The sequence below is a fragment of the Glycomyces sp. YM15 genome (assembly GCF_016918015.1).
Taxonomy (GTDB): Bacteria; Actinomycetota; Actinomycetes; order Mycobacteriales; family Micromonosporaceae; genus Glycomyces.
In genome coordinates this window covers 15,789-40,608 of the sequence record NZ_JAERMK010000025.1, presented here as the reverse complement: position 1 = coordinate 40,608, position 24,820 = coordinate 15,789, and the positions used below count along the sequence as shown (strand labels likewise).

Here is a 24,820-nt window from a genome sequence, read left to right as displayed (position 1 = left end):
CCGCCGAGGCCCGTCCACACTCATCCCCATGTCCCGATTCGGACCCACGGTCTCCTACGACGCCACCGCCGTCCGCGCCACCTGGTCGACGCTCCCCGCGTACGTCCAAGAGCGCATCATCGCCGAACTCGGCGGCAAGCCCGCCGACATCCGCATGGCCGGCGGCGGCTTCAGCAGCGGCTTCGCCGCCCGCGTCCGCACGGAATCCGGCGCCGAGCTCTTCATCAAGGCCGCGGGCCCGGACAACTCCTACGCAGTCCACGCCTTCCGCCAGGAAGCCCGCGTCAACCGCGCACTCCCCCAAGGCGTCCCGGCCCCGCGCTTCGAATTCGCCGAAGACGTCGAGGACTGGACCGTCCTCGGCTTCGAAGCCGTCGACGGCCGCGCCCCGACCCTCCCGATGAGCCCGCGCGACCTCGACCTCATGCTCGACGCCTGGGCCAAGGCGGCCGCCGCCCTCACACCCGCTCCTCAGGCGCTCCTCGACCTCGGCGTCAGCGCCCGGCCCGTCGACCACCAACTGCGCCAATTCGGCTTCGTCCACTCCGGCGGCATCGACCCGTTCCCGCTCCCGCCCGCCCTCGAAGGGCGCATCGACGAGCTCGCACGGCTCGAGCAGGGCATCGACGCGGCCTTGACCGCCGACTCCGTCATGCACTTCGATCTGCGCCCGGACAACATGATCGTCGGCGCCGAGCAAGCCTGGATCTGCGACTGGAACTGGGTCGAGGTCCACTCGACCTGGTTCGACACCGCGTGCTTCCTCATTGCGGCCCATGGCGACGGACACGACGCCGACGCCCTCTTCTGGGCCCATCCCACGGCAGCGGGCGTTACCGCCGACGAGCTCGACACCTGCCTCACCTCGATCATCGGCTACTACCTCAGCCAGGCCGTCCAACCGCTGATCCCGGGCGTCTCCCCGCACATCCGGGCCCACCAGCGCTGGAGCGGCCTCGCAGCGGCCGACTGGCTCGCCCGGCGCCGAGGCTGGTCGTGACCCGCTTCGGCGCCCCGCCCTCCCTCGACGCCACCGCGAACCGTCCCTCCTATGCGGACCTCCCTGCGCCGGTGCGCCACCGCATCGCGAGGGAGCTCGGCGACGAACCGGACTCGATCCGGATCGCGGGCGGCGGATTCACGAAGGGCTTCGCCGCTCGCGTCCGATCCGGTTCCGGGACGGAATACTTCATCAAGGCAGCGGGCCCGAAGACCCCAGAGGTGCAGGCCATGTACCGGCAGGAAGCCCGCTACAGCGCGGCGCTGCCGTCGGGCGTGCCGGCACCCGAGGTCGTCTTCACCGATGAGGTGGAGGACTGGACGGTCACCGGATTCGAGGCGGTGCAAGGCGATCCGGTCACCCTGCCCATGGCGCCGGAGACGGTGCGGCAGCTCCTCGACGCGTGGGCTCAAGCGGCCGACGCCCTCGACCCGCCCCCGACCGCGCTGGTCCAACTGGGCATCGGCGTGAAGACCGGACGGAGCCTCAAGGCCTTCAACGCAGTCGCCTCAGGCGAGCAGCCGCCCTTCGCCCTGCCGCCCAGACTCCAAGGCCGCATCGACGAACTCGCGGCGTTCGAAGCCCAGATCGACACCGTGATCGCCTCCGACCGAATCTCGCACACCGACCTCCGCCCCGACAACATGCTCATCGGCGACGGCCGGGCCTGGATCTGCGATTGGACCTCACCGCGCTATATGGCCCCCTGGGTCGACACGACCCTCATGCTGCTGACCGTCCACGGCGACGGACACGATGCCGACAGTCTCTTCTGGAGGCATCCCACCGCCGTCGAAGTCACCGACGAACAGCTCGACACCATGCTCGCGGCCATGACCGGAGGTCTGCTGCGCGGCTGGTCGGACCGCCCTGAGAACCTGATCTCCCCTGCGGTCGACCACATGATGCGCTGGTCGGGCCTGGCTGCGGCCGACTGGCTCGCGAATCGACGCGGCTGGTGATCACTCCTCGGCGAGCAGTTCCGACGCGCTCGATACGAACGGGGCCATGAACAGCCACGACTCGACGCGCGCGTCGTCGGTGCACGAGTTGAAGCGCTCGCGCTCGTCCTCGGTGAGGTGCACGCCGTTCCCGTCGAGGAACGCCAGTACCGCCCTCACCAGTCTCGCCCGCGTCGCGACCCGGACCGTTTCACGACCCGCCGCCCGGGCTTCGGCGCGGCGTTCAGGTGGCAGGTTCCTCATGGAGACACGCTAAGCGCCGGAGGAAGCAAGCCATGGAACCGCGAGCCCGTGTCGCCTGTCAGGTTCGGGACAAGCGTCACCGCGATCGGAAGGATATTCCATTATTCAGGAAATATCTCCCACATATTAGACCGCCCTCGGTAAGGTCGCCTCATGCCGAAAGAGACTGCGACCTACATCCACGGCCACCACGAGTCCGTCTTGCGTTCGCACGCTTGGCGAACGGCGGAGAACTCGGCGGCGTACCTGCTGCCGGAGCTGCGAGCGGACAGCACGATTCTCGACATCGGCTGCGGCCCAGGCACTATCTCGGCCGACTTCGCCGCTCGCGTTCCGGACGGTCACGTCACGGCAGTGGACTACGCACCCGGGATCGTCGAACAGGCCAGGAAGGAAGCCGAGTCGCGGGGCCTCGAGAACATGACCTTCGGGGTGGCGGATGTCCACGAGCTCCAGTACGCGGATGACAGTTTCGACGTGGTGCACGCCCATCAGGTGCTCCAGCATGTGGGCGATCCGGTCCAGGCGTTGAGAGAGATGCGGCGGGTAGCCAAGCCGGGAGGCGTGGTCGCGGTGCGCGACAGCGACTACCGGGCGTTCACCTGGTTCCCGGAGTCCGAGGTCCTGAGCAAGTGGCTGGACTTGTACGAGGAGGTCGCCCGAGCCGGCGGAGGCGAGCCGAACGCCGGCCGCATGTTGAAGGCGTGGGCGCTGCGAGCCGGTTTCGCCGAGGAGGCGGTCAAGGCCACGTCGACCACCTGGACCTTCAGCAACGAGCAGGAGCGAGATTGGTGGGGCGGCCTATGGGCCGACCGTGCGCTGCATTCCGACTTCGCCAAGCAGGCGCTTGCAGGCGGCCATGCCACAGATGAAGAGCTGCAAGCCATCTCAGAGGCCTGGAAGACCTGGGGAGAGAACTCGCAAGGTTGGCTGATGATCCCCCACGGCGAGATCCTGGCAAGAGTCTGACGGCCAGAAAGCCACACGGTCGGCGACGAAGCCCGTGGGGCGGACGGCAAAACCGTCCGCCCCACGGGCTTTCGAATGCCAGTGTGTCAGCACCAACTAGGGTTAGAACCGCTCTGCGGCCCGAAGCAACCCAGTGAAGTCACTGGCAGCCAGCGAAAAAATCGGAGAGGTGCCGCCGAGCTTGCTGTCCCGAAGCTGAAAGCCGACCGCAGCAACGCGCGCCTCAACACAGGCGTTTTCGCCAGCGCCACTTCGGCTTGACTTTCGCCACCCGTCTTGCCTCATCGTTGGAACTCCTTAATCGACCGCGCTCGCAGATGTCCCTCCTCGGTCACCTTGCGGAACTCGGCGACCGCCTTCGCCAGTTCGATGTACCTCGCCCCATCTGGGGCGTCGAAGTAGGCCAGGTCCGGGTCATCGTTCTCGGTGAACGATAGTACGTGGAACGGCACATCCAAACCCGGATGCGGTCCGGTTTCAAACGGTAGGTAACTCACCGTGACGTTCGACCTGGAATCGCATTCGACCAGGTAGTCGAGCTGCTCATCAGGACACCCTGAGCGCAGCACCGCCTCGCCGAGCAGGACATTGAGGCACACGGAGTCGCCTCGGGCTTCGAAATCCTGCTGCCGCTGGAGGCGCTGTTCGACCAACTCCTCGATCCGCGCCCTTGAGAAGCTCTCGATGCGCCCGAACAGCATCCTCATGTAACTCTCAAGCTGCAGCAGCCCGTGCACGAAGGTGGTTTCGTTCGAGTCGATCCGGCACGCGAGGCGCTCAAGTTCGATGTAAGCGTGGAAGCCGGACTTCGTCATCGCATCGATGGATTGCAGCCATGCGGTCTCATCGACAAGATCCCACAGGCGCTCCAACTCGGCCTGCTTCTCCATGGAAGCGCCGAAGAGCCTGGCGAGCGCACCGATGATCGGGAAGGTCAAGCCGGTCTTGTTCCCATTGGCGAAACGCTGATACGTGCGGGTGGAGCCCACTCTCCGTGCAATGCGCGAGTCCGATACGGGAATCCCGGCCGCGACACGCAGCTTCTCAGTCTCTCGACCCACCTGCCTGCGCAGGGCCGTTCCTGTTGCCATCGAACAAGTATCACAAGAATCGCGCAATGTAAAACCTCAACTGCGCGCCGGACTCCACTTGGCATATTGGCGCGACACGGCGCCATGTCTACGTGGCGCGCAATGGCGCAGCACTTCACAGCCAGGCCTCCACATGGGGTTCTGCTCTTGATTCGGCCTTGTAGATGGACCTACCTTCGTTGCATCGCACCTTCTTCACCAGAGGCTTCAGCGAACTGGAGGCACCATGCAGCACCCGAGCGTCGAGCGAGATCCGCGACCTTCGCCTGTCCCCCATGTGAACGAGATCGGCATTATCGCTTTCGAATCAATCCGCGTCCGATGCATCCTCGACCGCGACTGGGGCACGGTCATGTGCTTCCGCTTCTCTCCCGGCGAACCCTCCGACTACCTCGGAGTCCTCACCGGACCGGACACCGACTCGGCGAACCTCCACCTTGTCTCCGAATCCCGCTGGCGCTTCCCGACTCCGGAACTCCGCGAGGCACTTCGCCAAACGGTCCTCGCCCTCTACCGCAGCTGGAGAGCCCAGACTCAGGTTCAAACCTGACTCAGACGCCTCGCAGCCCGGCCACACCCAGGGAGCCGGAGCCGAGGCACTTCAAGGCCGCGTCCGGTGATGGTGGGTCCCCGGGCGCGGCCACTCCGACTTTCGCAGGTTGTGTCCTGTGTCATTCGAACATAGAAACTGTCAGTGGCCGTCTCTACACTTTCCGCAACGAGGCGATATTCGCCCCGATAACTGCACAACAACTGGAGGCACCGATGTCAGCACCCGAACTCGAGAACCTCGCCGATTCCATAACCGCACTCGCCGGAGCCCGCAAGCGAATCCCCCTTAACCACCTGCTCCGCGAGACCGCGCTGAACATACTCATCCTCGCCCGCATGGCCTCGAACCGTCTCGAAGACCGCCTCCGCCGCGAAGAGATCGAGTCAGCGACCGACCATCTGGTCACCCAGCTGCGCCACGCAGCCTGGGAACTTCCGCCGCCGCAGCCGATCGCGCCGCCATCACCACCGGATTCGTCGCCTCCGCCATCGCCGCCATCACTTCCACCTGCGCATTAACTCGGCGTGGCGGGCCATCCAGGCGGCCGCGACTCACTTCGTTCCATTGATGCGGGTCGCGGCGGTCCATTGCAGCAGCCACTCGGGCACTTGCAGGTCGGCAGGGAATCCCCCGGCGAGCTTCTCCAGCTCATCGTGCTCAACCGATCCTCCGGACTTCTTGAGGAACCGGGTCCGCACGAAGGCCTGGGCGTAGAGGGTGTCGCCGACGCAGAAGTTCTGCTCGAGGTATCCCCAGCGCTCATCGAAACCGATCACCCGAGTTCGCAGCTCGAACCGCTGCCACGGCTGCAACGACTTCCGGTAGGTGATGGTCTGCCCGGCCACGACGGGGTACCAGCCCTGTTCCTTCATCTTCGCCCAGAACCCGGATCGCATCATCAGATCGATCCGACCGACGTCCATGATCGTCAAGTACCGCCCATTGGTCATGTGCCCCAGCGGATCAAGATCGGTTGGCACGACCCGGAAAGGGGTCGCGGCCGTATCCCACAGCGCCAGTCGCTCCTGACGCCGCATTCGCAACCACAGGAGGAGCAGCCGGAAGTATAGGTTCATCAGGGCACCACCGGTGTCTCATCGGCAAATCGACCAACAAACATGTTACTCGAAAGTAGCATGGCCGGTTGCCGCGGAGCCCGCCATGAGCAACTCCTAGTCCGCGGCTACGGGCCACCCGACGAATTCCCCGCCTTGCTCGTAGACCAGCGCGAAACCCTGCGACTCGATGAGGTCGCACAGGTCGTCGCTCGGGCGGCTCGGCAGGAGTACCGCACAGCGCTTCCGCTCGGGCCGAAGGTGGCGCACATAATCCGCCAGTTGCGCCGTCGCCGCGCGGACATGCTCCCGAGACGAGCGACCTTTGGCCTCGTAGAGCACCAGGTCGGTCTCGTCGCAGGTGTCGGTGCGCATGATCCCGGGGTCGCCCTTGACACGGATCTCGTAGCGGCATACCTCGTGCTCCTGCGAGCGCAGGAACTGCTCGAACCGCTCGCACAGGGCGGCTTCGCGGCGCTTCACCAGGACCGGCTCGGAAGCCTGGCGCAGGGACTCCAGGCGCGTGTTCCGCTCGGGGAGGATCGCTGCGCTCGTGGTTTCGGCAGCGCCGCCGGACGTTCGCGGGAGTCCACCGGGCGGGGCCCAGCGGATGATGGTCGTGCGGTCCTCCGGCGGCAGCCGGTAGGCGTCGTCGATGATCGCGCCGTCCTTGGGACGCAGCCGGAACACGAAGACGACCCGGTTGCGCTCGGCGAGGTCGGGAGCCTCGCGTTCGTAGTAGGGCTCGGCCTGGTCGAGTTCGAATGCTCCGAGGTACTTGAAGACCTGGCCGCCGGGCCGCTTCGCGTCGACCGCGACGAAGACGCGCAAGGCGGTGCCATTGACGCGGTGATCGCGAATGGCCTTGTTGCCGCGCAACATCTCCTGGTCGCCGCGCTGGCCTTGACCGGTGTACTCGAAGACCGGGCCGTCGCCTTCGTCGGGCAGCCAGCCGTCGTAGTAGCCGTATTGCTCGCCTTGACTCGGATCGGAGTAGATGAGCACCGACTGGGACTTCCTCGCGGGCAGGATGCCGCCTTGCGGTGCACCGCCCAGGATCGCCGCGATCTCGGTGCGGTTGAGTTCCGCGCCCGGAAGGATGTCCTTGCCCTCGGTCATCGGCTGCCGCAACCTCCTCGCGGTGTCGCTTTGGGAGTCACCAGTCTAGGACGCGGAGGGACCGGCCGGGGGGCGGGAATGCGACGTCGTTTTCTTGCCAGCCATCGGCTTTGGCGGCGGGTTGAGTTGGGGTCCTAACCGTTGACGGGAGGCCCTTGATGCATGTGCGTGTCGATCTGAAGGTGTTGTACTTCGGTACTCCGGTGGTGCTGATCAGCAGTCGGAATGAGGAGGGGTCGGCGAATCTGGCGCCGATGTCGTCGGCCTGGTGGCTGGGGCAGTCGTGCATGCTGGGGATGGGGAACCGGTCCAAGACCATGGCGAACCTGGTGCGGGAGCGAGAGTGCGTGCTGAACCTCGCCTCCTCGGACATGGCCGGGGTGGTCGATCTGCTGGCACCCCTCACCGGTGCGGATCCGGTTCCCGAGCGGAAGGCCGCCAAGGGATATCGGTTCGAGGCCGACAAGTTCGGGGCCGCCGGGGTCACTCCGCAGGCGTCGGAGCTCGTGGGGGTACCGCGAGTCGCGGAATGCCCCGTCCAGTTGGAGTGCCGGGTGGAGCAGGTGCATCCGTTCGGCGAGGGGGCGAGCGCCGTCGAGGTGCGGGTCGTGCGGGCGCATGTGGAGGAGCGGCTCTTGATTCCGGGGACGGACTATGTGGATCCGATCGGCTGGGATCCGCTGATCATGAAGTTCTGCGAGTTCTTCGGGGGCGGCCGGAATGTGCACGCCTCGACGCTCGCGTCGGCCTGGCAGATGCCGCACCAGCGGCTCCGTGAGGAGGCGACCCCGATCAGTTGACGTGGGTCTCGACTGCTGGTATATCTGCGCTACGCGCCAGTAGGCGTTGTATCTGCTGCTGGGGAGGCGCGGACGATGGACAGTGACGTCATCGTTGTCGGGGCGGGACTGGCCGGGCTGGCCGCCGCCTCGGAGTTGGTTCGACTCGGGAAGACCGTGACGGTGCTGGACCAGGAGGGCGAGCAGTCCCTTGGCGGGCAGGCGTTCTGGTCGTTCGGCGGCCTGTTCCTGGTGGATTCGCCGGAGCAGCGGCGGATGGGGATCAAGGACTCGCATGAGCTGGCGTGGCAGGACTGGGTCGGGACGGCCGGGTTCGACCGGCCGGAGGACGAGTGGCCCCGCAAATGGGCCGAGGCGTACGTCGATTTCGCCTTCGGGGAGAAGCGTGCCTGGTTGCATGCCATGGGAGTGCGGTTCTTCCCGGTGGTGGGCTGGGCCGAGCGCGGAGGCTATACGGCGCAGGGGCACGGGAACTCGGTGCCGCGCTTCCACATCACGTGGGGTACCGGGCCGGGGATCGTGGAGCCGTTCGCGCGGCGGGTGCGGCAGGCCGAGATCGACGGGAAGGTGCAGTTCAAATTCCGGCACCGGGTCGATGACCTGACGTTGACCGACGGCGTCGTCACCGGCGTCTCCGGAACCCTCCTTTCTCCTGACGAGTCGGCCCGCGGGGTCGCGACCACGCGGGAGTCGCTCGGCGAGTTCGAGCTCTCCGCGGAGGCGGTCGTCGTCACCTCCGGAGGGATCGGCGGGAACTTCGACCTCGTGCGGCAGAACTGGCCCGAGCGGTTGGGGACGCCGCCGAAGCGGCTGATCTCCGGGGTGCCCGCGCACGTGGACGGCCGGATGCTCGGGATCGCCGAGGCGGCCGGGGCGAACCTCGTCAACCGCGACCGGATGTGGCACTACACCGAGGGCATCGAGAACTGGGACCCCATCTGGCCGCACCACGGGATCCGGATCCTTCCCGGGCCCTCGTCGCTGTGGCTCGACGCCACCGGCAAGCGGCTCCCGGCCCCGCTGTTCCCCGGGTTCGACACCCTGGGGACGCTGGAGCACATCATGACCACCGGCCACGAGTACACGTGGTTCGTGCTCACCCAGAAGATCCTCGAGAAGGAGTTCGCGCTCTCCGGTTCCGAGCAGAACCCGGACCTGACGGGCAAGGACGTCAAGCTGCTGCTCAAGCGCGTGCTGCCCGGCGCACCGGGGCCGGTGGAGGCGTTCAAGAAGCACGGTGCGGACTTCGCGGTCGCGGCCACGCTGCCGGAGCTGGTCGCGAAGATGAACGGGATCACAGGCGAGGGCCTGCTGGACTACGCCACGGTGCAAGCGGCCGTCGAGGCGCGGGACGCCGAGATGGACAACAAATTCACGAAGGACCTGCAGGTCGCGGCGTTGCGAGGGGCGCGGAACTACCGGGGTGACAAGCTCATCCGGGTGGCTTCCCCGCACCGGCTGCTGGACCCGAAGGCCGGGCCGCTCATCGGGGTGCGGCTGAACCTGTTGACGCGGAAGACCTTGGGCGGCTTGGAGACCGACCTCGACGGGCGGGTGCTGCGGGCGGACGGCTCGCCGCTGCCGGGGCTGTACGCGGCCGGTGAGGCGGCCGGGTTCGGCGGCGGCGGGATGCACGGGTACCGGTCCTTGGAGGGGACGTTCCTGGGCGGGTGCCTGTTCTCGGGAAGGCAGGCCGCCAGGGGGATCGCAGGCTGACCGTCCGAGGATCGTTACAGTGTGTGCCGGTTCGTCACGGGCGTGCCGGTTCCGATGTGGCACTAGCGGTCTAAGGTGGTCTATAAGCGGCCTCCCTCACCCGCGAAACCGAGCACTCCACGCCTACCGGGCGTGGTCCGCTAACATCCAAGGTTCTGCGGGCGTCGGCCTTCCTGCTCCTCAACGGCGCTCGCGGAAGCCGATCGCAGTCCGCACACCGCGGGTCGGCACCTCACAACTCGTGGATGGTTGAGCATGAGCGACTTTCAGCACCCTGCCCCGTACCAGCCGGCCGGTCCCCCTCCAGGCCCGCCGGTGGGTCCGCCGCCAGGCCCGCGGGTAGGTCCGCCAGTAGGCCCGCGGGTAGGTCCGCCGGTAGGCCCGCCGTCAGGCCCGCCGTCAGGCCCGCCCTCAGGTCCGCCGGTGGGCCCGCCGTCCGTCGCCGGCGGCGGCAACATGGGCCGCGCCTCGGTGGTCGGTGCCGCGAAGCCCAAGCCCGTCCCCGGAGCCGCGAAGCAGAGCCGCCGGAAGAAGAAGATGTCCGTGCGCCGCCGCCGCGTCTACGCGGCCCTCATCATGGTCTGCCTGATGATGCTCGGCGCGATCACCGTGGCCGGCTCCTGGTTCTTCCAGAACGTCCCCGCGCCCGAGGATCTCAAGTTCGGCGAGTCCACCACGTTCACGTTGGCGGGCAGCGAGACCCCGATCGCCGGCTACGGAGAGTACACGCGCAAGCTCGTCGACAAGTACGAACAGCTCCCCGACTCGGTCATCTGGTCGCTGCTCGCCTTGGAGGACAAGGACTACTTCGAGCACGAGGGCGTCGACTACAAGGGCACGATGCGCGCGCTTGTCAACAACCTCAAGGGCGGCGACACGCAGGGCGCCTCGACCATCAGCCAGCAGTACGCGGGCATGGTCTCGGACATCCGCGGCGACATCTCCTACGGCCGCAAGGCCAAGGAGGCCGTCATGGCCATGAAGCTCGAGCAGGACAACGACAAGGAGACGATCCTCCTCCACTACCTCAACCTCAACTTCTACGGCCGTGGCGCCTACGGCATCGAGGCCGCCGCCGAGGTGTGGTTCAACAAGAAGGTCGAGGACCTCACCTGGGGCGAGGGCATGATGCTGGTCATGCAGGTCAAAGCCGGTGACGGCTCGTTCGACCCGCTCATCGCCAAAGAGAGCACCGCCCCGGTCGACCGCTGGACCCACGGCATGAACACGCTGCTCACGATGGGCGACAAGATCAAGGACGACGAGAAGCTGGCCGCGATCCAGGCAGAGCTCGACGCCGGGATGCCGGCAACGCTCGAAGCGCTCGAGAACCCGGGCACGTGGGGCCACGACAAGCCCACCGGCTTCATCACCAACCCGACCGACGGCTACATCTGGGCCGAACTGGAGAGCCGCTACGGCCTCACGAAGGACCAGTTCTACGGCGAGAAGGAGAATACCGGCGGCTACACCGTCGAGCTCACCCTCGACCCCGAGGTCCAGGCCGCGGCCGAGTCGACCGCCGGACGCGGCGACCTCGTGCGGAAGAAGAACGACGCGGGCGAATTCGTCGACGACAACGACCAGGTGGTCGACAACCCGGCGGCCGCCGCGGAGTATGTCAACGAGGACGGCTACTTCGAGTTCGAGAACAGCAATGACAACGCCGCGCTCCGCGACTACAACCTGTCGATGGCCAGCGCGGTCGTCGCGGTCGAGCCGGGCACCGGCCGGGTTCTGGGCTACTACGGCGGTCAGAACGGCCTCGGCATCGACAAGGCCGGGCTGGAGAACCCGCACCCTCCCTCGTCGACGTTCAAGATGATCACCGCCGCGACCGCGATCAACAACAACGCGTCGATCGACTCGTGGTGGAACGCCGAGTCGCCGCGCGAGTTCGAGTCGCTCGCCGACTTCGCGGACCCCACCATCTCGAACTCGGGCTCGAACACGAACGGCCCCGACCACATGACCCTCACCGAAGCGGTGCGCAAGTCCAAGAACACGCCGATGTACGCGATCGCGGAGCGGTGGGGCGCGACCGCGATCGTCAAGACCGCGGTCGACATGGGCGTGCGGCAGCTGACCCAGACCGAGGACGGCAAAGAGGTCACCTACCGGTTCTACCGGGCCGATGACGGCACGGTTTCGTACTCGCGCCACGGCATCATCGAGAACGACGACGGGTCGTTCGTGACCGACGACAACGGCAACATCGACATCGATGCGTCGCTGGACGGCTACGAGGACGACGGCGTCACGCCGAAGAGGACCGAGCTGGACCTGAACGCGAAGAACGACCCGTTCTACTACCACGTCAGCTTCGGTCAGTACCCGACTTCGGTGGCGTTCATGGCGAACGTGTACGCGACGATCGCGGCCGACGGCGTCTACAACGAGATGCACTATGTCGAGGCCGTGTACGACCGCGACGGCAACCCGGTGCCCGAGAAGCGGGGCTTGGAGTCGTACGCGGCGCTCGACTCGAGCGTCGCCCGGAACCTCCAGTGGGTGGGCTCGACGATCACCGGTGAGGGCGAGCGCATCGACGGCGACCGTCCGCTCACCGGCAAGACCGGTACCTGGCAGGCTGGCGACGACTACGGGGACGGCGCGAACGCGCACACCTGGTACGTCGGCGCGATCCCGCAGCTGAGCATCGCGGCCTGGGTGGGCAACGCGACCGCCGAGTCGGCGCCGCTGCTGAACACCGAGGGCACCACGGAGGGCACGTACGGTTCGAAGCTGAGCTATCCGGTGTGGATCCAGTTCATGAACGACGCGATCGAGTCCGAGGGCTATGAGACGAAGGCCTGGTCCGACGCCTCGCATGTGGGCAGTCCGATCACCGACGACATTCTGAACGAGAACGGCATGATCGACGCGAGCAGCGCCTACTGCATCACGAACCCGAGTGATACCAAGTGCGTGCAGGCGACCCCGCCGCCGGGCCAGGAGACCTGCGACCCGATGTCGGAGTTCCTCGGCCTGTGCGAACCCGGCGGTGGGGGCGGCGGAGGCGGCGGAGGCGGCGGAGGCGGCGGCGGTCGGAACGACGACTGATCATCGCGTCGCTTAGGGGCCCGGAGGGACGATCATGTCCCCCCGGGCTCTTTCGCGTTGCCGTTCAAGGCTTTCGGATCGTCCGGTCGCGCTGACGCGAACCGACGCGGAGCGCTGCGACCGGTCGTATTGCGGCCCAGGGGGTCGCGGCTTTCGGGGCACCGCTGCTCAGGCGAAGGCGTGGCCTTCGCCGCGGTAGGTCGGGACTTCGGCGACGACTTCGCCGCCTCGGACGAGGTGGATGGTGTTGACGCGTTCGGCCAGTTCACCGGCCTTGGCGTGGCGCATCCACACCCGGTCGCCGATGGCGAGGCCGTCGGCGGCGCGGCCTTTGAGCGGGGTCTGGACCTCGCCCGCGCCTTCGGTCTTCGAGTAGCGCATCCCGGCGGGGAACGTCGGTTTCGGGAGCCGGTCGGGGCCGGGCACGCCGGAGGCGACCCAGCCGCCGCCGAGGGCGGTGACGATGCCCGGTCGCGGGCGCCGGACGACCGGCAGCGCGAAGAACGCGGCGGGGATCGGCCGGATCGAGCGGTAGCCGTCGAAGAGGGCGGGCGAGTACAGGCCGGATCCCGCGGCGATCTCGGTGACCGACGGGTCCGCGGCGGTGGAGACGACCGACCCGGTGCCGCCGCCGTTCACGAATTCGAGGTCGGCGACGCTGCGCACGGCGGCTACGGCCTCGGCGCGGCGTTCGGCCAGTTCGATGCGCGAGACGCGCTGCATGAGCCGCACCAGCGGATACCGCAGGGCCGCGGCCGAGTAGGCGTCTTGGACGCCCGCGATCTGGCCTTCGTAGCCCATGATGCCGACGAGGTCGACGCCCGGGCGCTTGTCGATCTCGTGGGCCATGTCGAGCGCCTGCTCGGGGGTGCGCACCGGGGAGCGGTGCGCGCCGATGTGGACGCGCCCGCCGAGCAGTTCGAGCGAGACGTCGAGTTCGAGGCACAGCCGCAGCGGCCGCGACGGGTTCGGTTCGACGTGGCGGCGCAGGAAGTCGAGGTGCTCGACCGAGTCGACCATGAGGGTGATGCGGCTGGCGAGCTCGTCGTCGGCGGCCAGCGCGCGGAGCGCGTCGGTGTCGGCGGTCGGATAGGCGACGACGATGTCGTCGAATTCCTCTGCGAGCCAGAGCGCTTCGGGGAGGGTGAAGCCGAGGATGCCTTTGAATCCGGGCTGGGCGAGGGCGCGGCGCATGAGGGCGCGGCAGCGCAGGGATTTGCTGGCGAGGCGCAGGGGTTTGCCGATGGCGTTGCGGCGCAGGATGGCCGCGTTGGTGTCGAAGGCGCCGAGGTCGACGACGGCGAACGGGGGTTGGAGTCCGGTGGTGGCGCGGCCGAGTTCGGCGAACCGGTGTTCGAGCGCGGCGGGGGCATCGACCCCGGTAACTCGCTGGTAGCCCATCCGACTTCCCTTCGGCAGCTTGATTGGGGTTAGATGAAAGCTACCGTGAAGTACGCCTCACATTCAACCGGAGTGGCTATGGGAGCTGCCGTGGGAACCTCGATCTGGCAGAACTGGTCGGGCACCGAGAACGCCGACCCCGCCCGCACCGTGAGACCCGGCGGTGTGGAGGAGCTGGCCGCGGCGGTGACCGCCGCGGCGTCGGACGGGTTGCGCGTGAAGGCGGTCGGTGCGGGGCATTCGTTCAGCGCGATCGCGGTGGCGGACGGCGTGCAGGTCGACATGGGCGGTCTCGACCAGGTGGTCAGCGTCGAGCAGCGGTCCGGGCTCGTGACCGTGGAGGCGGGGATGCCGCTGTGGCGGTTGAACGAGGTCCTCGACGCGCACGGTCTGGCGCTGGAGAACATGGGCGACATCGACCGGCAGACGATCTCGGGGGCGATCTCGACCGGGACGCATGGGACCGGGGACCGGTACCGGGGGTTCGCGTGGCAGGTCAAGGGGTTGAAGCTGGTCCTCGCGGACGGCTCGGTCGTACAGTGCACGGAGTTCGAGCGGCCCGATCTGTTCGCGGCGGCGCGGCTCGGGCTGGGGGCGCTCGGGGTGATCGCGGAGGTGACGCTGCAGTGCGTCCCGGCGTTCCGGCTGAAGGCGGTCGAACGGCCCGAACGGCTGGACGCGGTGCTCGAGAACCTCGACGGTCTGGTGACCGAGAACGACCATTTCGAGTTCTACTGGTTCCCGCACACCTCGCGGACGCTGACGAAGCGGAACAACCGGTACGCGATGTCGGAGCCGAGCCGGGCGCCGAGCCGCCTGTCGTACTGGTGGAGCGAGGGTTTCACGGAGAACACGCTGTTCGAGGCGAGCAACCGGGTGGGCGCGCGGTTCCCTGGCATGGTGCCGGGGCTGAACCGCCTCGCGGGGCGGGTGTGGAGCGCCCGGGAGTACACGGACGTGTCGCACCGGGTCTTCGCGTCGCCGCGGTCGGTGGTGTTCCGGGAGATGGAGTACGCGCTGCCGCGCGAGGCGCTGCCGGAGGTGCTGCGGGAACTGCAGGCGATGGTGGATCGGGAGCGGCATCTGGTGTCGTTCCCGGTGGAGGTGCGGTTCGCGGCGGCGGACGACGTCTGGCTGTCGACGGCGCAGGGGCGGCGCACCGCGTATGTGGCGGTGCACCAGTACCACCGGCACGACCACGAGGCGTACTTCAAGGACTGCGCGGCGATCTTCGACGCGGTGGACGGGCGCCCGCACTGGGGCAAGATGCACTCGCTCGACGCCGAGCGGCTGGGCGACCTGTACGAGCACTTCGACGATTTCCTGGCGGTGCGCAAGGAGGTCGACCCCGACCGGCGCTTCTCGAACCCGTACCTGGAGCGGGTCCTCGGCGTTTGAGCGATTGTTGTCCGGGGCCCTATGGATTCCAGTCGAACGGCAGGATCTCGAACTCGTCGAATCCGGCCGTGAGCGGCTTGATCGCTCGGAAATCGCGCTGGTCGAGCGTGAAGATCTTGTTGATGCCATACCGACCCGCCAGCGCGACGCCGACGGTGTCTGCGAGGTCGAGTTCCAAACCGCCGTAATCGATACGGGTCCGGTGCGCGGTCTCGATATCGCCATACTGGATGGTCGCGAGCTGGTACTGCCCGCGTTCAAAGCGCGCCAGCATCGCTTCCGAAATCTGCATCGCGAACTTGAAGCCGCCATTTCCGCGGGCGAGGTGGTCGAGTTCCGTCAACACCAAAGGGGAGACCAGCAGCGTTTCCGTCTCCATGACCCGTTCGCAGTCCGGCTGCAACGGCTCATCCGTATCGAATGCAGCCAAGACCGCCGAGGTGTCCGCCACGACGATCATCGCTTCAGCGACCGCCGACGAATGCTCTGGTAGATCGCCTCGTCCATCGCTTCAACGGTGAGCGGCCCGCCGCTACTGAACTTCGGCAACGGCGGAAGCGGCTCCTCGTCGGCCGCTCGCAGCAATCCCTCGTCGAGGAAACGTCGCATCAACTCCGCCTTGGGGATCCCTCGTCGCCGGGCCTCGGCCTCGAGCCGCAGATCGGCTTTCTCGTCGAGGTAGATGGTGCTCTTCTTCCTGGCCATACCAGCGATGGTACCACCCGTTGCGTGGCGAACCGCGCGGTTGTCGGGGCCGTGGGCTACCTTTTTGCCGTGGCAGAGGTGCGGTTCCGAAAACTCGATGAGATGACCGATGACGAGGTCTACGCGGCGTACGCGCCGCCCGCCCCCGATTGGCTGCGGGTCAACTTCGTCTCCAGCGCCGACGGCGCGGCGACCCTGGAGGGACTCTCCGGTCCCCTTTCGGGCGCAGAGGACAAGCGGGTGTTCAAGGTCCTGCGGGCGCGCTGCGACGTGCTCGTCGCCGGGTCCGGGACCGTCCTCGCCGAAGGCTACGGGCCGCTGGTCCTCTCCCCCGGCAGGATGGCCTGGCGCCGGGCGCAGGGCCTGCCGGAGGTCCCCAGGATGGCGATCGTGTCCCGCACGCTCTCCCGGCTCAGCCCAAACGCGGGGATCTTCGCCGAGGCGCCGCGGCGCCCGATCGTGATCTGCCCGCGAGACCTGCCCGAATCGCGGATCGACCCGCTCCGCGAGGTCGCCGACATCATCGAGACCGGTGTCGGCACGGTGAACCTCAAGGGCGCGATGGTGGTCCTGCGCGAGCGGGGCATGCGGCAGATCCTGTGCGAGGGCGGGCCGCGCGTCTTCGGCGAACTCATCGCCGAGGACCAGGTCGACGAGCTCGATCTGACGCTCTCGCCGCTCCTCGCCGGGGCCGGGCCGGTCCGCATCGCGGAAGGCCGCGAGACCGCCGAGGCCAGGCGGCTCGAGCTGCGACACGTCATCGAAGCCGGGGGGAACCTCATCCTCAGGTATCTGCGAGGATCGACCGATGAGTGAATCGGTGGGCCGCGTGCTCGGCACTGAGGACGCGACGCCCCTGTCGTTCTGGGTCGGCGTCGGGCCGGAGGCGTACGCCCAACTCGACGACGTGCTCACCACCGAACGCCAGGTGCCCGGCGTCGGCACGGTCCGCATCTCCGGCGTGGTCACCTCCGTGCGCTCGCGTCACGAAGGGGCGCAGTTCGACTCGGACGTGTTCGACATCGCCGGGGGGCTGCTCCCCGCGCAGGTGCAGGAGGCCGCCGAGGTCACGGTGACCCGCGTGGAACCCGAGGTGTTCGTGCCGCCGCGCCCTGGCGCCGAGGTCCAGCGCGCCTCCGGCGAGGACCGCGACCGGGCCCTGTACTTCGACGGCATGGCCCGCCAAGTGCCCCTCGGGTTCTCCCGCGACGGCCAGCCGGTGTTCCTCAACCCGGACTTCCTCGACGGCACGAGGGGCGCGCACGTCTCCATCTCGGGCATCTCCGGCGTCGCCACCAAGACCTCGTTCGCGACCTGGATGCTCTACTCGCTCCTGCACTCCGGCGCGCTCGGCGCGGAGGCCGCGAACACGAAGGCGCTCATCTTCAACGTCAAAGGCGAGGACCTGCTGCTCCTCGACCACGACAACACGAAGATCGACGACACCGTGCGCGACTCCTACCGCCGCCTCGGCATGGAACCCGGCGCGTTCAAATCCGTGGAAGTCCTCGCGCCGCCCCGCGAAGGCGACTCCAACGGCATCCCGGACGTGGCCTGCCGGTCCACCGGCGTCGACGCGTTCTACTGGACCCTCGCCGAGTTCTGCCAGCTCAACCTGCTGCCGTTCGTGTTCGCCGACGGCGACGACGACCGCCAGCAGTACACGATGGTCGTCCACCAGGTCGCCGCCCGGCTCCGCAAAGAGGCCCGACCCAAGGACAACGGCGCCATCAGCGTCGACGGGCGGCTCCTCACCAGCTACCGCGACCTCGTCGACCTCATCTGCGAGCGACTCTCCGACGACGAGACCCGCACCGAATGGGCCGGCTCCGCGATCGGCCTCGGCACGGTGAACGCGTTCATCCGCCGCCTCATCGCCTCCGGCCGCGACATCGGGCGGCTCATCCGCGGCGACCTGCCACCGAAGGGCGCCGTGCTCACCTCGGAAGCGCAGGTCACCGTCGTGGACCTGCACAACCTGCCCGACCGGGCCCAGCGCTTCGTCGTCGGCGTCGTGCTCCGCACCGAGTTCGAGCGCAAGGAGAAGGCCGGCACCGCACGGCCGCTCCAGTTCGTCGTCCTCGACGAGCTCAACAAGTACGCGCCGCGCGAGGGCACCAGCCCCATCAAGGACATCCTGCTCGACATCGCCGAACGCGGACGCTCCCTCGGGGTCATCCTCATCGGCGCCCAGCAGACCGCGTCCGAAGTGGAGCGGCGCATCGCCTCCAACTCGGCGATCCGCGTCGTCGGCCGCCTCGACGCCGCCGAGGCCACCCGTCCCGAGTACGGGTTCCTCACGCAGGCGCAGCGCATGCGCGTGCTCATGGCCAAACCCGGCACCATGTTCGTGGCCCAGCCCGAGCTCCCGGTGCCGCTCGTGGTGAACTTCCCGTTCCCCGCCTGGGCCACCCGGCCCGCCGAGGCCGGGTCCGCGCCCGCCACCGCACGGCCCGGCCGTGCCATCTCCGCCACCGCCAAGGTCGACCCGTTCGACCTCGCCGGTGACGACGAAGACGACATTCCTTTCTAGGAAGACCAGGAGCAAGCCTTGCGGATTCTCCACACCTCCGACTGGCACGTCGGCGTCACCATGAAGGGCCGCTCGCGCCTCGACGAGCAGCGCGCCGTCTTCAAGCAGATGGTCGACGTGGCCCGCGAAGAAGCAGTCGACCTCGTGATCGTCGCCGGGGACCTCTTCGACACCGCCTCGCCCTCAGCCGAATCGCAGCGGCTGCTGTTCTCCGCCCTGTCCGCCCTGCGCGGCACCGGCGCCGAAGTCGTCGTCATCGCCGGGAACCACGACAACGGCAAAGCCCTCGAAGCCCTCCGGCACTGGGCCCACGCCGCCGGCATCCACCTGCGCGGCTCCCTCGGCAAAGCCGCCGACCACCTCATCACCGGGGAGACCACCGGCGGTGAACGCTGGCGCTGCGCCGCGCTCCCGTTCATCGCCCAAAGGCATGCCGTTCGCGCCGCCGAACTCTTCGAGCTCGGCGCGGCCGGGGCCGAAGCGAACTACGCCGACCACCTGCGCCGCCTCGTCTCCGCGCTCACCCACGACTTCACCGCCGACACCGTGAACCTCTTCACCGGCCACCTCACCGTCGTGGGCGGCAAAGTGGGCGGCGGCGAACGCGAGGTCCACACCGTCGCCGACTACGCCGTCCCGGCCGCGATCTTCCCGCCCACCACTTCCTATGTGGCCCTGGGACACCTGCACAAGGCGCAGTCGATCACCGGCCCCTGCCCGATCCGCTACTCCGGCGGGCCGCTCGCCGTCGACTTCGGCGAAGAGGACCACACGCCCAGCGTCGCGATCGTCGACGTCGCCCCCGGCGTCCCCGCCCGCGCCCGCACCGTCCCGCTCACCGCCGCCGTGCCGCTCCAGACCGTGCGCGGCACCCTCGACCAGCTCGCGAAGGCGAAAGTGGACGAACGGGCCTGGCTGCGGGTCTTCGTCACCGAACCCGCCCGCGCCGGGCTGCGCGGCGAGGTCGCCGACCTCTTCCCGCGCGCCGTCCAGATCCACATCGACCCGGTCATGCGCACCGACGACGCCAAGCCCCGCGAACGGCGCTCCGGCCGCAGCCCCGGCGACCTCTTCGCCGCCTACCTCACCGAGCACCAGCACGACGACCCCGCCGTCACGAAGCTGTTCACCCAGCTCTACGAAGACACCCAGACCGTCACCGAGGAGGCCTGATGCGGCCCATCCGACTGGACCTCCAGGGTTTCGGCTCCTACACCGGGACCGAGACCTTCGACTTCACCGACGCGGAGTTCTTCGCGCTCACCGGGCCCACCGGCGCGGGCAAGTCCACCGTGCTCGACGCGATCTGCTTCGCGCTGTACGGCCGCACGCCGCGCTGGCCGAAGTCGGCCACGCAGAACTCCCTCGCACCCTCCTCGGTGGAGGGACGGGTGCGGCTGGTGTTCGCCGCGGCGGGACAGCACTACGTGGCCACGCGCATCCTGCGGCGCGACCGCAACGGCAAGGTCAAGACCACCACGGCTGCCATGGAGCAGCTGCCGGAAGGCGTGAACCCCGCCGAGGACACTGCACTGGTCGAAGGCCTCGGCAAAGCCCTGGGCGGCAGCCCGAACGAGGTCAACGCCGCCGCCGAGCGGATCATCGGCCTGCCGTTCGAGCAGTTCACCAAGTGCGTACTGCTCCCCCAGGGCGAGTTCGCGGAGTTCCTGCGCGCCTCCTCCGCCGACCGGCGGAACATCCTGGAGAACCTGCTCGGCCACAGCGTCTACCGCAGCATCCAGCAGCGCGCCCGCACCCGGTTCGTCGACGCCGACGCGAAACGGCAGGCGTACGAGACGCAGCTCGCCGGGATCGCTCCCGTCACCGAGGAGCAGATCCGGCACGCCGCCGAACGCGTGGAGCGCCTCGAGAAGCTCTCAGAGCCGGTGCGGGACAAGTCGAACGCGCTCGACGGCCTCGCCGCAGCGGTCGAGACCGCGCGCCGCAGGCTCGCCGAGGCGGAGGCGAACCTCGCCTCGCTCACGTACATCAAGCAGCCCTCCGGGGTCGCGGACATCGCCGCGCAGGTCGCGGCCGCGTCGGCCGCCGTCGCCGAGAAGGCGGCCGAGGTCGAGGCCACCGAGACCGAGGACGAGCGACTGCGATCCGAACTGGACGGACTCGACCTGGGCCTGATCGAGCGGCAGCTCAAGGCCTGGGCCGAACTCGCCGAGACCGAGTCGAAGCTCAAGACCGGCCTCGAACTCACCGAGGAGCTGCGCGACCAGTTCGCCGAGGCGAAGGAACTCGAGGAGGCCGCCTCCGAAGAGGTCGAGATCCAGCACGCGGTGCTCCACAAGGTGCGCATGGCCGAACTCGCCGGGACCCTCAGGGCGGGACTCGAGGTGGGCGACGAGTGCCCGGTCTGCGACCGTCCCGTGGAGACCGTGCCCGAGCACGACCTCTCGGAGTCGATGCAGCAGGCCGAGGAGGCCTCCCGAACCGCGACGGTGGAGTTCCGGGACGCGCAGGCGGCCGTGGTCGCGCTCCAGACGAAGCTCGAGAACTACGAGGAGCGGCTCACCGAGCTGCAGCTGGCCGAGCGGCGGCTGAAGAAGAAGCTCGAGGACGTCCCCGAACCCGCTGCGCTGCAGCAGCGCCGAACCGATTCCGAAGAGGCCCGGCAGCAGCTCGCGGGTACGGGTGCCGCCCTCAAGGCCGCGCGCCGGGCGCTGCGGGAGGCCGAGAAGCGCAAGGCCACCGCAGACGAGCGCCAGCAGCGGGCCTGGAAGGAGTTCCAGCACGCCCGCGACCAGGTCGCCGTGCTCGGCCCGCCCGCCGCAGGAGACGATCTGGCCGAGAGCTGGGCACGGCTCGTCGCCTGGGCCGAGGCGTCGCTGGAGCGGGCCGGCGCCGAACGCGAGGCCGCCCGCACCGAACTCGCGGGGCTCGACGGCCGCGCCGAGACGCTGCGCGGTGAACTGCGGTTCTCCTTGGGCGAGTTCAACATCGAAGTCCCCCGCAACGGCAGCGGCGGCGACTACGTGGCCCGCCACGCGACCGCCGTGGAAGCCGCGCGGGCCGACGCCGTCAATCTCGACCAGGCCCGGAAGCGCCGCATCGACCTCGACGCCGAGATGCGCCGCTTCGCGGGTGAGGCGCTGGTGGCCAAGGAGCTCGCGAAGCACCTGGACGCGCGCAAGTTCATGGAATGGCTGCTCAGCGAGGCCCTCGATGAGCTGGTGACGGGAGCGACCGTGATGCTCAACCGCATCACCGGCGGTCAGTACGACCTGGTGTACCGCGAGCAGGACTTCTGGGTGGTGGACCATCACGACGCGGACATGCCGCGACCGGCGCGGAGCCTGTCGGGCGGCGAGACCTTCGCGGCTTCGCTGTCACTGGCGCTCGCACTGAGCGACCAGCTGGCGAGCCTGTCGCGCCACGGGGCGAGCCTGGAGTCGATCATCCTCGACGAGGGCTTCGGGACCCTCGACCCCGAGACTCTCGACGCGGTCGCGAGCACCCTGGAGGCGCTGACGCTCTCCGCCGGTCGCACCGTCGGACTCGTGACGCATGTGACCGAACTCGCAGAACGGGTGCCCGTCCGGTTCCGGATCACCAAGGACGCCAAGGGGTCCCATGTGGAGAAGACCTGGACTTAGCGCAGGTCAGAGCCCCTTGACGAATTTTTGACGCCCCTTTCGGCGTTCCGCGCGCCCTGATCCTGGCAGTCGAGTGGGCGCTCGGGTTAGGTTGACTTCGTTGGTCCCGCTACGGCGCAACGGCACGCACACCGTTCGCGTTCTGTTCGCGTGCGCCCCGTCCGATGCGACCACAATGTCCGGCTATGTCGTAGGGCACATGCAGGCGATTCACGCGCCGTTAATCTTGAACATTCAAGTACTTATGCATACATGAGCACACTTCACATTCACGGCAATCGCCGCACCCTCATCACCGGCGCCGGAGCTCTCGGGCTCGGCGCCCTCCTCGTCCCGGCGCTCTCCGCTTGCGGCGACGACGGCGGCGGGCTCGGCGCCTCCGACGCCGCGGCCCAGACCGCGGACGTCCCCGACCTCCACGAGTTCGACTCGGCCGCAGACATCTGGGACGCCATGCTCGACGGCAACCAGCGCTGGGCCGACGGCGTGCCCGTTCACCCCCACACCGACCTCGAATGGCGCGACTCCCTCGTCGAGGGCCAGGAGCCCCGCGCCGCGGTCTTCACCTGCGTCGACTCGCGCGTCGCCCCCGAGCTCGTCTTCGACGCCGGCGCCGGCGACCTCATGGTCACCCGCACCGCCGGGAACGTGTTCGACCCGCTCGTCTCCGAGTCCGTCTCCTACGGCCCGGCCGCCCTCGAATCCCCGCTCCTCGTCGTGCTCGGCCACCAGAAGTGCGGCGCCGTCACCGCCGCCCACGAGGCCCTCCTCGCGGCCGAGGAGGGCACCGAGCTGGAAGAGCACGAGTACGCGCTCCCCGAGACCGTCGAGGCCCTGCGCCCCGCCTACGAGGCCGCCAAGGGCGAGTCCGGCGACCCGGTCGACGCGATGATCAAGACGAACGTCCTCCTGACCGTCCAGGCCCTCAAGGAGCACCCGAACCTCGCCGAACTCGTCGCGGACGGCGAGCTCACGGTGGTCGGCGGCGTCTACTCGCTCGAGACCGGACTGGTCACCGAGGTCGCATAGGTCCGTCGCACAGGACGGGTCCCCGACGCGGCTCGTGCAGGCGTCGACGGCGAGCAGTACGCTGGGCCGCAATCGTTCCGGAAAGCAGGTGCGCCTTGCAGATCACCGTCGACGCCTGGGACCCGTCCTTCGCCGACAACCCCGAGTCGCCCTCGCGCGCGAACCAGGCGATCGTGAACGCGGGCATCGAACTCGAACCCGCCGACTGGCGCCCGGTCGACGCCCCCGCCTCGGGCCCGCGCCGCATCGTCGTCGTCGACGGCGTGCGCCGCATCGACGCCCGCGTCGAGCTGTTCGAGAACGGCGAGCGCTGGCCGGGAGTGTGCGTCTCCTGGGCCGCCGGCGCGGTCGCGTGCGACCTCGACGGGCACTCCTCACCCGAGGCCTCCGTCGTCGAAGTGGCGGTCGAACGCGGCCTGTTCGCGGCCGTCGACCCGGGCGCGGACTTCGGCCGCTACCCGTTCCGGAAGGCCGAGTCGGCCGACCCGGGCGAGCTCATCGCCACCGCCCAGGCCGCGATGGCCGAGCTCGAAGCCAAGGTCTCCTCGCTCGTGACCATGGAGGCCGAGCTCTCGGTCCTCGACGGCCCCCTGCGCGGGCGCACGCGACTGCCGCATTCGGTGGGCTACATCAAGAGCCACCACCGCTCCTACCTGCAGGGCGAACTGAACGCCGTCGTCGAGCGGCTCCGGCCGGGCCAGCGCACCCCGGTCTTCCACCTCATGTCGGGCTGGCCGCGCTACACCTGGTACCTGCGGCTGCCCGGCACGTCGTCGCGGGGGTGGGCGGGCATCGCGCGGCTCGAGGCCGCCGACGAGTTGAGCGAGGAGGCGGCGATCGCGCTCGCCGACGCGACCGCGGCGGCGTTGCCGCCGCTGGGCTCAGCGGCGCACAAGGACGCGCGGGCCCCGCAGAACCTCACCCCGATCGCGGGGCTCGAGCGGCGCTTGAAGCGGATGCTCGGCGACCCGCGCCTGCTGCTGCGCTCGGTGCGGGCGGCCTCCATGGAGACCACGGACGGTCGATCGGCCGATGGGACCTGAGGCGGGCTGCGGTTTCGACCGGGTCGTCCACGGCACCGCGGCACATTCGCGCCTCCTCGCCGCGTCCCCGGCCCGCGTGTGGTCGGCCTTCGCGGAGCTGCCGCTGCGCGACCGCTGGTTCCGCATCCCCGGCGAGGACGCCGTGCACGAGCTCGACTTTCGCGTCGGCGGTGGTGAAACCGCCCGGGCCCTGTTCGCCCCTTCGGGGACGCCGGAGCTCGTTGACTGGCGTTCGCACTTCTTCGACCTGGTGGAACCGCGCCGTCTCGTCTTCGGCTACGAACTCCAGGTCGACGGCGTGCGCCGCACGGTCTCGCTCGTGACCGTCGAGCTCGCGCCCGAGGGCGACGGGACCCGGCTCGACTACACCGAGCAGTACGCGCTCACGGCGCTCACCGGGGACGGCTCCCAGGACGAGGCGCACTTGAAGGGCAGCCTGCTGTTCCTCTTCAACCGGCTGGAGGCCGCTCTCGCCGCGTCCTGAGGGGCGCGAAAGGCCCCGGCGCCGTCGCGCCGAGGCCCCTCTTGCGGGTCA

General features: G+C 68.7%; 23 protein-coding genes. 15 read left to right on the top strand and 8 right to left on the bottom strand.

Translation table 11 applies throughout. From position 1 onward, the window contains the following. The first annotated feature begins 28 nt into the window (after positions 1-28). Both JHY01_RS22455 and JHY01_RS22450 read left to right on the top strand, forming a co-directional pair. Positions 29-1,000, top strand: coding sequence for a phosphotransferase (locus tag JHY01_RS22455; protein WP_205327941.1), 972 nt, complete (start codon positions 29-31; stop codon positions 998-1,000). Next, positions 997-1,962, top strand: coding sequence for a phosphotransferase family protein (locus JHY01_RS22450; protein WP_205327940.1), 966 nt, complete (start codon positions 997-999; stop codon positions 1,960-1,962). The genes JHY01_RS22455 and JHY01_RS22450 overlap by 4 nt, the downstream gene beginning before the upstream one ends. Here the strand turns inward: JHY01_RS22450 and JHY01_RS22445 are convergent, their stop codons facing one another. Continuing rightward, the gene (locus JHY01_RS22445) at positions 1,963-2,205 is read right to left on the bottom strand and encodes a hypothetical protein (protein WP_205327939.1); all 243 of its coding nucleotides are present in this window, start codon (positions 2,203-2,205) and stop codon (positions 1,963-1,965) included. Between the two features lie 153 nt (positions 2,206-2,358). Between JHY01_RS22445 and JHY01_RS22440 the strand changes: the two genes are divergently transcribed. Beyond that, positions 2,359-3,174: a class I SAM-dependent methyltransferase gene (locus JHY01_RS22440; protein ID WP_205327938.1), complete on the top strand. Its 816-nt coding sequence runs from the start codon at positions 2,359-2,361 to the stop codon at positions 3,172-3,174. A gap of 102 nt (positions 3,175-3,276) precedes the next feature. Here JHY01_RS22440 and JHY01_RS22435 read toward each other — a convergent pair whose 3' ends face one another. Together JHY01_RS22435 and JHY01_RS22430 are read right to left on the bottom strand one after the other, a co-directional pair. Continuing rightward, positions 3,277-3,459 (bottom strand): DUF397 domain-containing protein, encoded by a 183-nt coding sequence (locus JHY01_RS22435; RefSeq protein WP_205327937.1) that lies wholly within the window; start codon positions 3,457-3,459, stop codon positions 3,277-3,279. Then, entirely contained in the window at positions 3,456-4,265 is an 810-nt protein-coding gene (locus JHY01_RS22430) for a DUF5753 domain-containing protein (RefSeq protein ID WP_205327936.1), read from the bottom strand. Before JHY01_RS22430 ends, JHY01_RS22435 begins: the two co-directional genes overlap by 4 nt. Before the next feature lie 765 nt (positions 4,266-5,030). Between JHY01_RS22430 and JHY01_RS22425 the strand changes: the two genes are divergently transcribed. Next, positions 5,031-5,336, top strand: coding sequence for a hypothetical protein (locus tag JHY01_RS22425; RefSeq protein ID WP_205327935.1), 306 nt, complete (start codon positions 5,031-5,033; stop codon positions 5,334-5,336). A gap of 33 nt (positions 5,337-5,369) precedes the next feature. Here the strand turns inward: JHY01_RS22425 and JHY01_RS22420 are convergent, their stop codons facing one another. Then, complete coding sequence (locus tag JHY01_RS22420) at positions 5,370-5,855, bottom strand: acyl-CoA thioesterase (protein WP_275889877.1); 486 nt, start codon at positions 5,853-5,855, stop codon at positions 5,370-5,372. A 135-nt stretch (positions 5,856-5,990) separates the two neighbouring features. Then, a complete protein-coding gene (locus tag JHY01_RS22415) occupies positions 5,991-6,992 on the bottom strand; it encodes a hypothetical protein (protein ID WP_205327933.1) in 1,002 nt (333 codons plus the stop codon). Positions 6,993-7,150: 158 nt separating this feature from the next. Between JHY01_RS22415 and JHY01_RS22410 the strand changes: the two genes are divergently transcribed. From JHY01_RS22410 to JHY01_RS22400, 3 genes are all read left to right on the top strand, one after another. Then, complete coding sequence (locus tag JHY01_RS22410; protein ID WP_205327932.1) at positions 7,151-7,792, top strand: flavin reductase family protein; 642 nt, start codon at positions 7,151-7,153, stop codon at positions 7,790-7,792. Positions 7,793-7,816: 24 nt separating this feature from the next. Further along, positions 7,817-9,508, top strand: coding sequence for an FAD-binding dehydrogenase (locus JHY01_RS22405; RefSeq protein ID WP_275889876.1), 1,692 nt, complete (start codon positions 7,817-7,819; stop codon positions 9,506-9,508). 423 nt (positions 9,509-9,931) lie between these two features. Then, complete coding sequence (locus JHY01_RS22400; protein WP_205327930.1) at positions 9,932-12,571, top strand: transglycosylase domain-containing protein; 2,640 nt, start codon at positions 9,932-9,934, stop codon at positions 12,569-12,571. 168 nt (positions 12,572-12,739) lie between these two features. Here JHY01_RS22400 and JHY01_RS22395 read toward each other — a convergent pair whose 3' ends face one another. Then, a complete protein-coding gene (locus tag JHY01_RS22395; RefSeq protein WP_205327929.1) occupies positions 12,740-13,972 on the bottom strand; it encodes an amino acid deaminase/aldolase in 1,233 nt (410 codons plus the stop codon). 90 nt (positions 13,973-14,062) lie between these two features. Between JHY01_RS22395 and JHY01_RS22390 the strand changes: the two genes are divergently transcribed. Continuing rightward, positions 14,063-15,370 (top strand): D-arabinono-1,4-lactone oxidase, encoded by a 1,308-nt coding sequence (locus JHY01_RS22390; RefSeq protein ID WP_205327928.1) that lies wholly within the window; start codon positions 14,063-14,065, stop codon positions 15,368-15,370. Positions 15,371-15,389: 19 nt separating this feature from the next. On the opposite strand, the gene JHY01_RS22385 is transcribed toward JHY01_RS22390, so the two are convergent. Both JHY01_RS22385 and JHY01_RS22380 read right to left on the bottom strand, forming a co-directional pair. Continuing rightward, a complete protein-coding gene (locus JHY01_RS22385; protein WP_205327927.1) occupies positions 15,390-15,830 on the bottom strand; it encodes a PIN domain-containing protein in 441 nt (146 codons plus the stop codon). Further along, positions 15,827-16,075 (bottom strand): ribbon-helix-helix protein, CopG family, encoded by a 249-nt coding sequence (locus JHY01_RS22380; protein WP_205327926.1) that lies wholly within the window; start codon positions 16,073-16,075, stop codon positions 15,827-15,829. Before JHY01_RS22380 ends, JHY01_RS22385 begins: the two co-directional genes overlap by 4 nt. Positions 16,076-16,177: 102 nt before the next feature. On the opposite strand from JHY01_RS22380, the gene JHY01_RS22375 reads away from it, so the two are divergent. From JHY01_RS22375 to JHY01_RS22345, 7 genes are all read left to right on the top strand, one after another. Further along, positions 16,178-16,891 carry a pyrimidine reductase family protein gene (locus JHY01_RS22375; RefSeq protein ID WP_205327925.1) on the top strand — a complete coding sequence of 238 codons (714 nt, stop codon included), beginning with the start codon at positions 16,178-16,180 and terminating at the stop codon, positions 16,889-16,891. Then, positions 16,884-18,608, top strand: a complete 1,725-nt coding sequence (locus JHY01_RS22370; RefSeq protein WP_205327924.1) for an ATP-binding protein — start codon at positions 16,884-16,886, stop codon at positions 18,606-18,608. The genes JHY01_RS22375 and JHY01_RS22370 overlap by 8 nt, the downstream gene beginning before the upstream one ends. Before the next feature lie 18 nt (positions 18,609-18,626). Next, positions 18,627-19,781 carry an exonuclease SbcCD subunit D gene (locus JHY01_RS22365; RefSeq protein ID WP_205327923.1) on the top strand — a complete coding sequence of 385 codons (1,155 nt, stop codon included), beginning with the start codon at positions 18,627-18,629 and terminating at the stop codon, positions 19,779-19,781. Beyond that, positions 19,781-22,213 (top strand): AAA family ATPase, encoded by a 2,433-nt coding sequence (locus tag JHY01_RS27480; RefSeq protein WP_205327922.1) that lies wholly within the window; start codon positions 19,781-19,783, stop codon positions 22,211-22,213. The genes JHY01_RS22365 and JHY01_RS27480 overlap by 1 nt, the downstream gene beginning before the upstream one ends. A gap of 252 nt (positions 22,214-22,465) precedes the next feature. Beyond that, a complete protein-coding gene (locus JHY01_RS22355; RefSeq protein ID WP_205327921.1) occupies positions 22,466-23,242 on the top strand; it encodes a carbonic anhydrase in 777 nt (258 codons plus the stop codon). A gap of 95 nt (positions 23,243-23,337) precedes the next feature. Beyond that, positions 23,338-24,285, top strand: coding sequence for a hypothetical protein (locus JHY01_RS22350; RefSeq protein ID WP_205327920.1), 948 nt, complete (start codon positions 23,338-23,340; stop codon positions 24,283-24,285). Continuing rightward, positions 24,275-24,769: an SRPBCC domain-containing protein gene (locus JHY01_RS22345; RefSeq protein WP_205327919.1), complete on the top strand. Its 495-nt coding sequence runs from the start codon at positions 24,275-24,277 to the stop codon at positions 24,767-24,769. Before JHY01_RS22350 ends, JHY01_RS22345 begins: the two co-directional genes overlap by 11 nt. The last annotated feature ends 51 nt before the right edge of the window (positions 24,770-24,820 follow it).

Excerpts from the sequence above, each read along its gene's own strand:
- JHY01_RS22455 (WP_205327941.1), top strand. The coding sequence starts at position 29 with ATGTCCCGATTCGGACCCACGGTCTCCTACGACGCCACCGCCGTCCGC.
- JHY01_RS22445 (WP_205327939.1), bottom strand. The coding sequence starts at position 2,205 with ATGAGGAACCTGCCACCTGAACGCCGCGCCGAAGCCCGGGCGGCGGGT.
- JHY01_RS22440 (WP_205327938.1), top strand. The coding sequence starts at position 2,359 with ATGCCGAAAGAGACTGCGACCTACATCCACGGCCACCACGAGTCCGTC.
- JHY01_RS22435 (WP_205327937.1), bottom strand. The coding sequence starts at position 3,459 with ATGAGGCAAGACGGGTGGCGAAAGTCAAGCCGAAGTGGCGCTGGCGAA.
- JHY01_RS22430 (WP_205327936.1), bottom strand. The coding sequence starts at position 4,265 with ATGGCAACAGGAACGGCCCTGCGCAGGCAGGTGGGTCGAGAGACTGAG.
- JHY01_RS22425 (WP_205327935.1), top strand. The coding sequence starts at position 5,031 with ATGTCAGCACCCGAACTCGAGAACCTCGCCGATTCCATAACCGCACTC.
- JHY01_RS22420 (WP_275889877.1), bottom strand. The coding sequence starts at position 5,855 with ATGCGGCGTCAGGAGCGACTGGCGCTGTGGGATACGGCCGCGACCCCT.
- JHY01_RS22415 (WP_205327933.1), bottom strand. The coding sequence starts at position 6,992 with ATGACCGAGGGCAAGGACATCCTTCCGGGCGCGGAACTCAACCGCACC.
- JHY01_RS22410 (WP_205327932.1), top strand. The coding sequence starts at position 7,151 with ATGCATGTGCGTGTCGATCTGAAGGTGTTGTACTTCGGTACTCCGGTG.
- JHY01_RS22395 (WP_205327929.1), bottom strand. The coding sequence starts at position 13,972 with ATGGGCTACCAGCGAGTTACCGGGGTCGATGCCCCCGCCGCGCTCGAA.
- JHY01_RS22385 (WP_205327927.1), bottom strand. The coding sequence starts at position 15,830 with ATGATCGTCGTGGCGGACACCTCGGCGGTCTTGGCTGCATTCGATACG.
- JHY01_RS22380 (WP_205327926.1), bottom strand. The coding sequence starts at position 16,075 with ATGGCCAGGAAGAAGAGCACCATCTACCTCGACGAGAAAGCCGATCTG.
- JHY01_RS22375 (WP_205327925.1), top strand. The coding sequence starts at position 16,178 with ATGACCGATGACGAGGTCTACGCGGCGTACGCGCCGCCCGCCCCCGAT.
- JHY01_RS22370 (WP_205327924.1), top strand. The coding sequence starts at position 16,884 with ATGAGTGAATCGGTGGGCCGCGTGCTCGGCACTGAGGACGCGACGCCC.
- JHY01_RS27480 (WP_205327922.1), top strand. The coding sequence starts at position 19,781 with ATGCGGCCCATCCGACTGGACCTCCAGGGTTTCGGCTCCTACACCGGG.
- JHY01_RS22355 (WP_205327921.1), top strand. The coding sequence starts at position 22,466 with ATGAGCACACTTCACATTCACGGCAATCGCCGCACCCTCATCACCGGC.
- JHY01_RS22345 (WP_205327919.1), top strand. The coding sequence starts at position 24,275 with ATGGGACCTGAGGCGGGCTGCGGTTTCGACCGGGTCGTCCACGGCACC.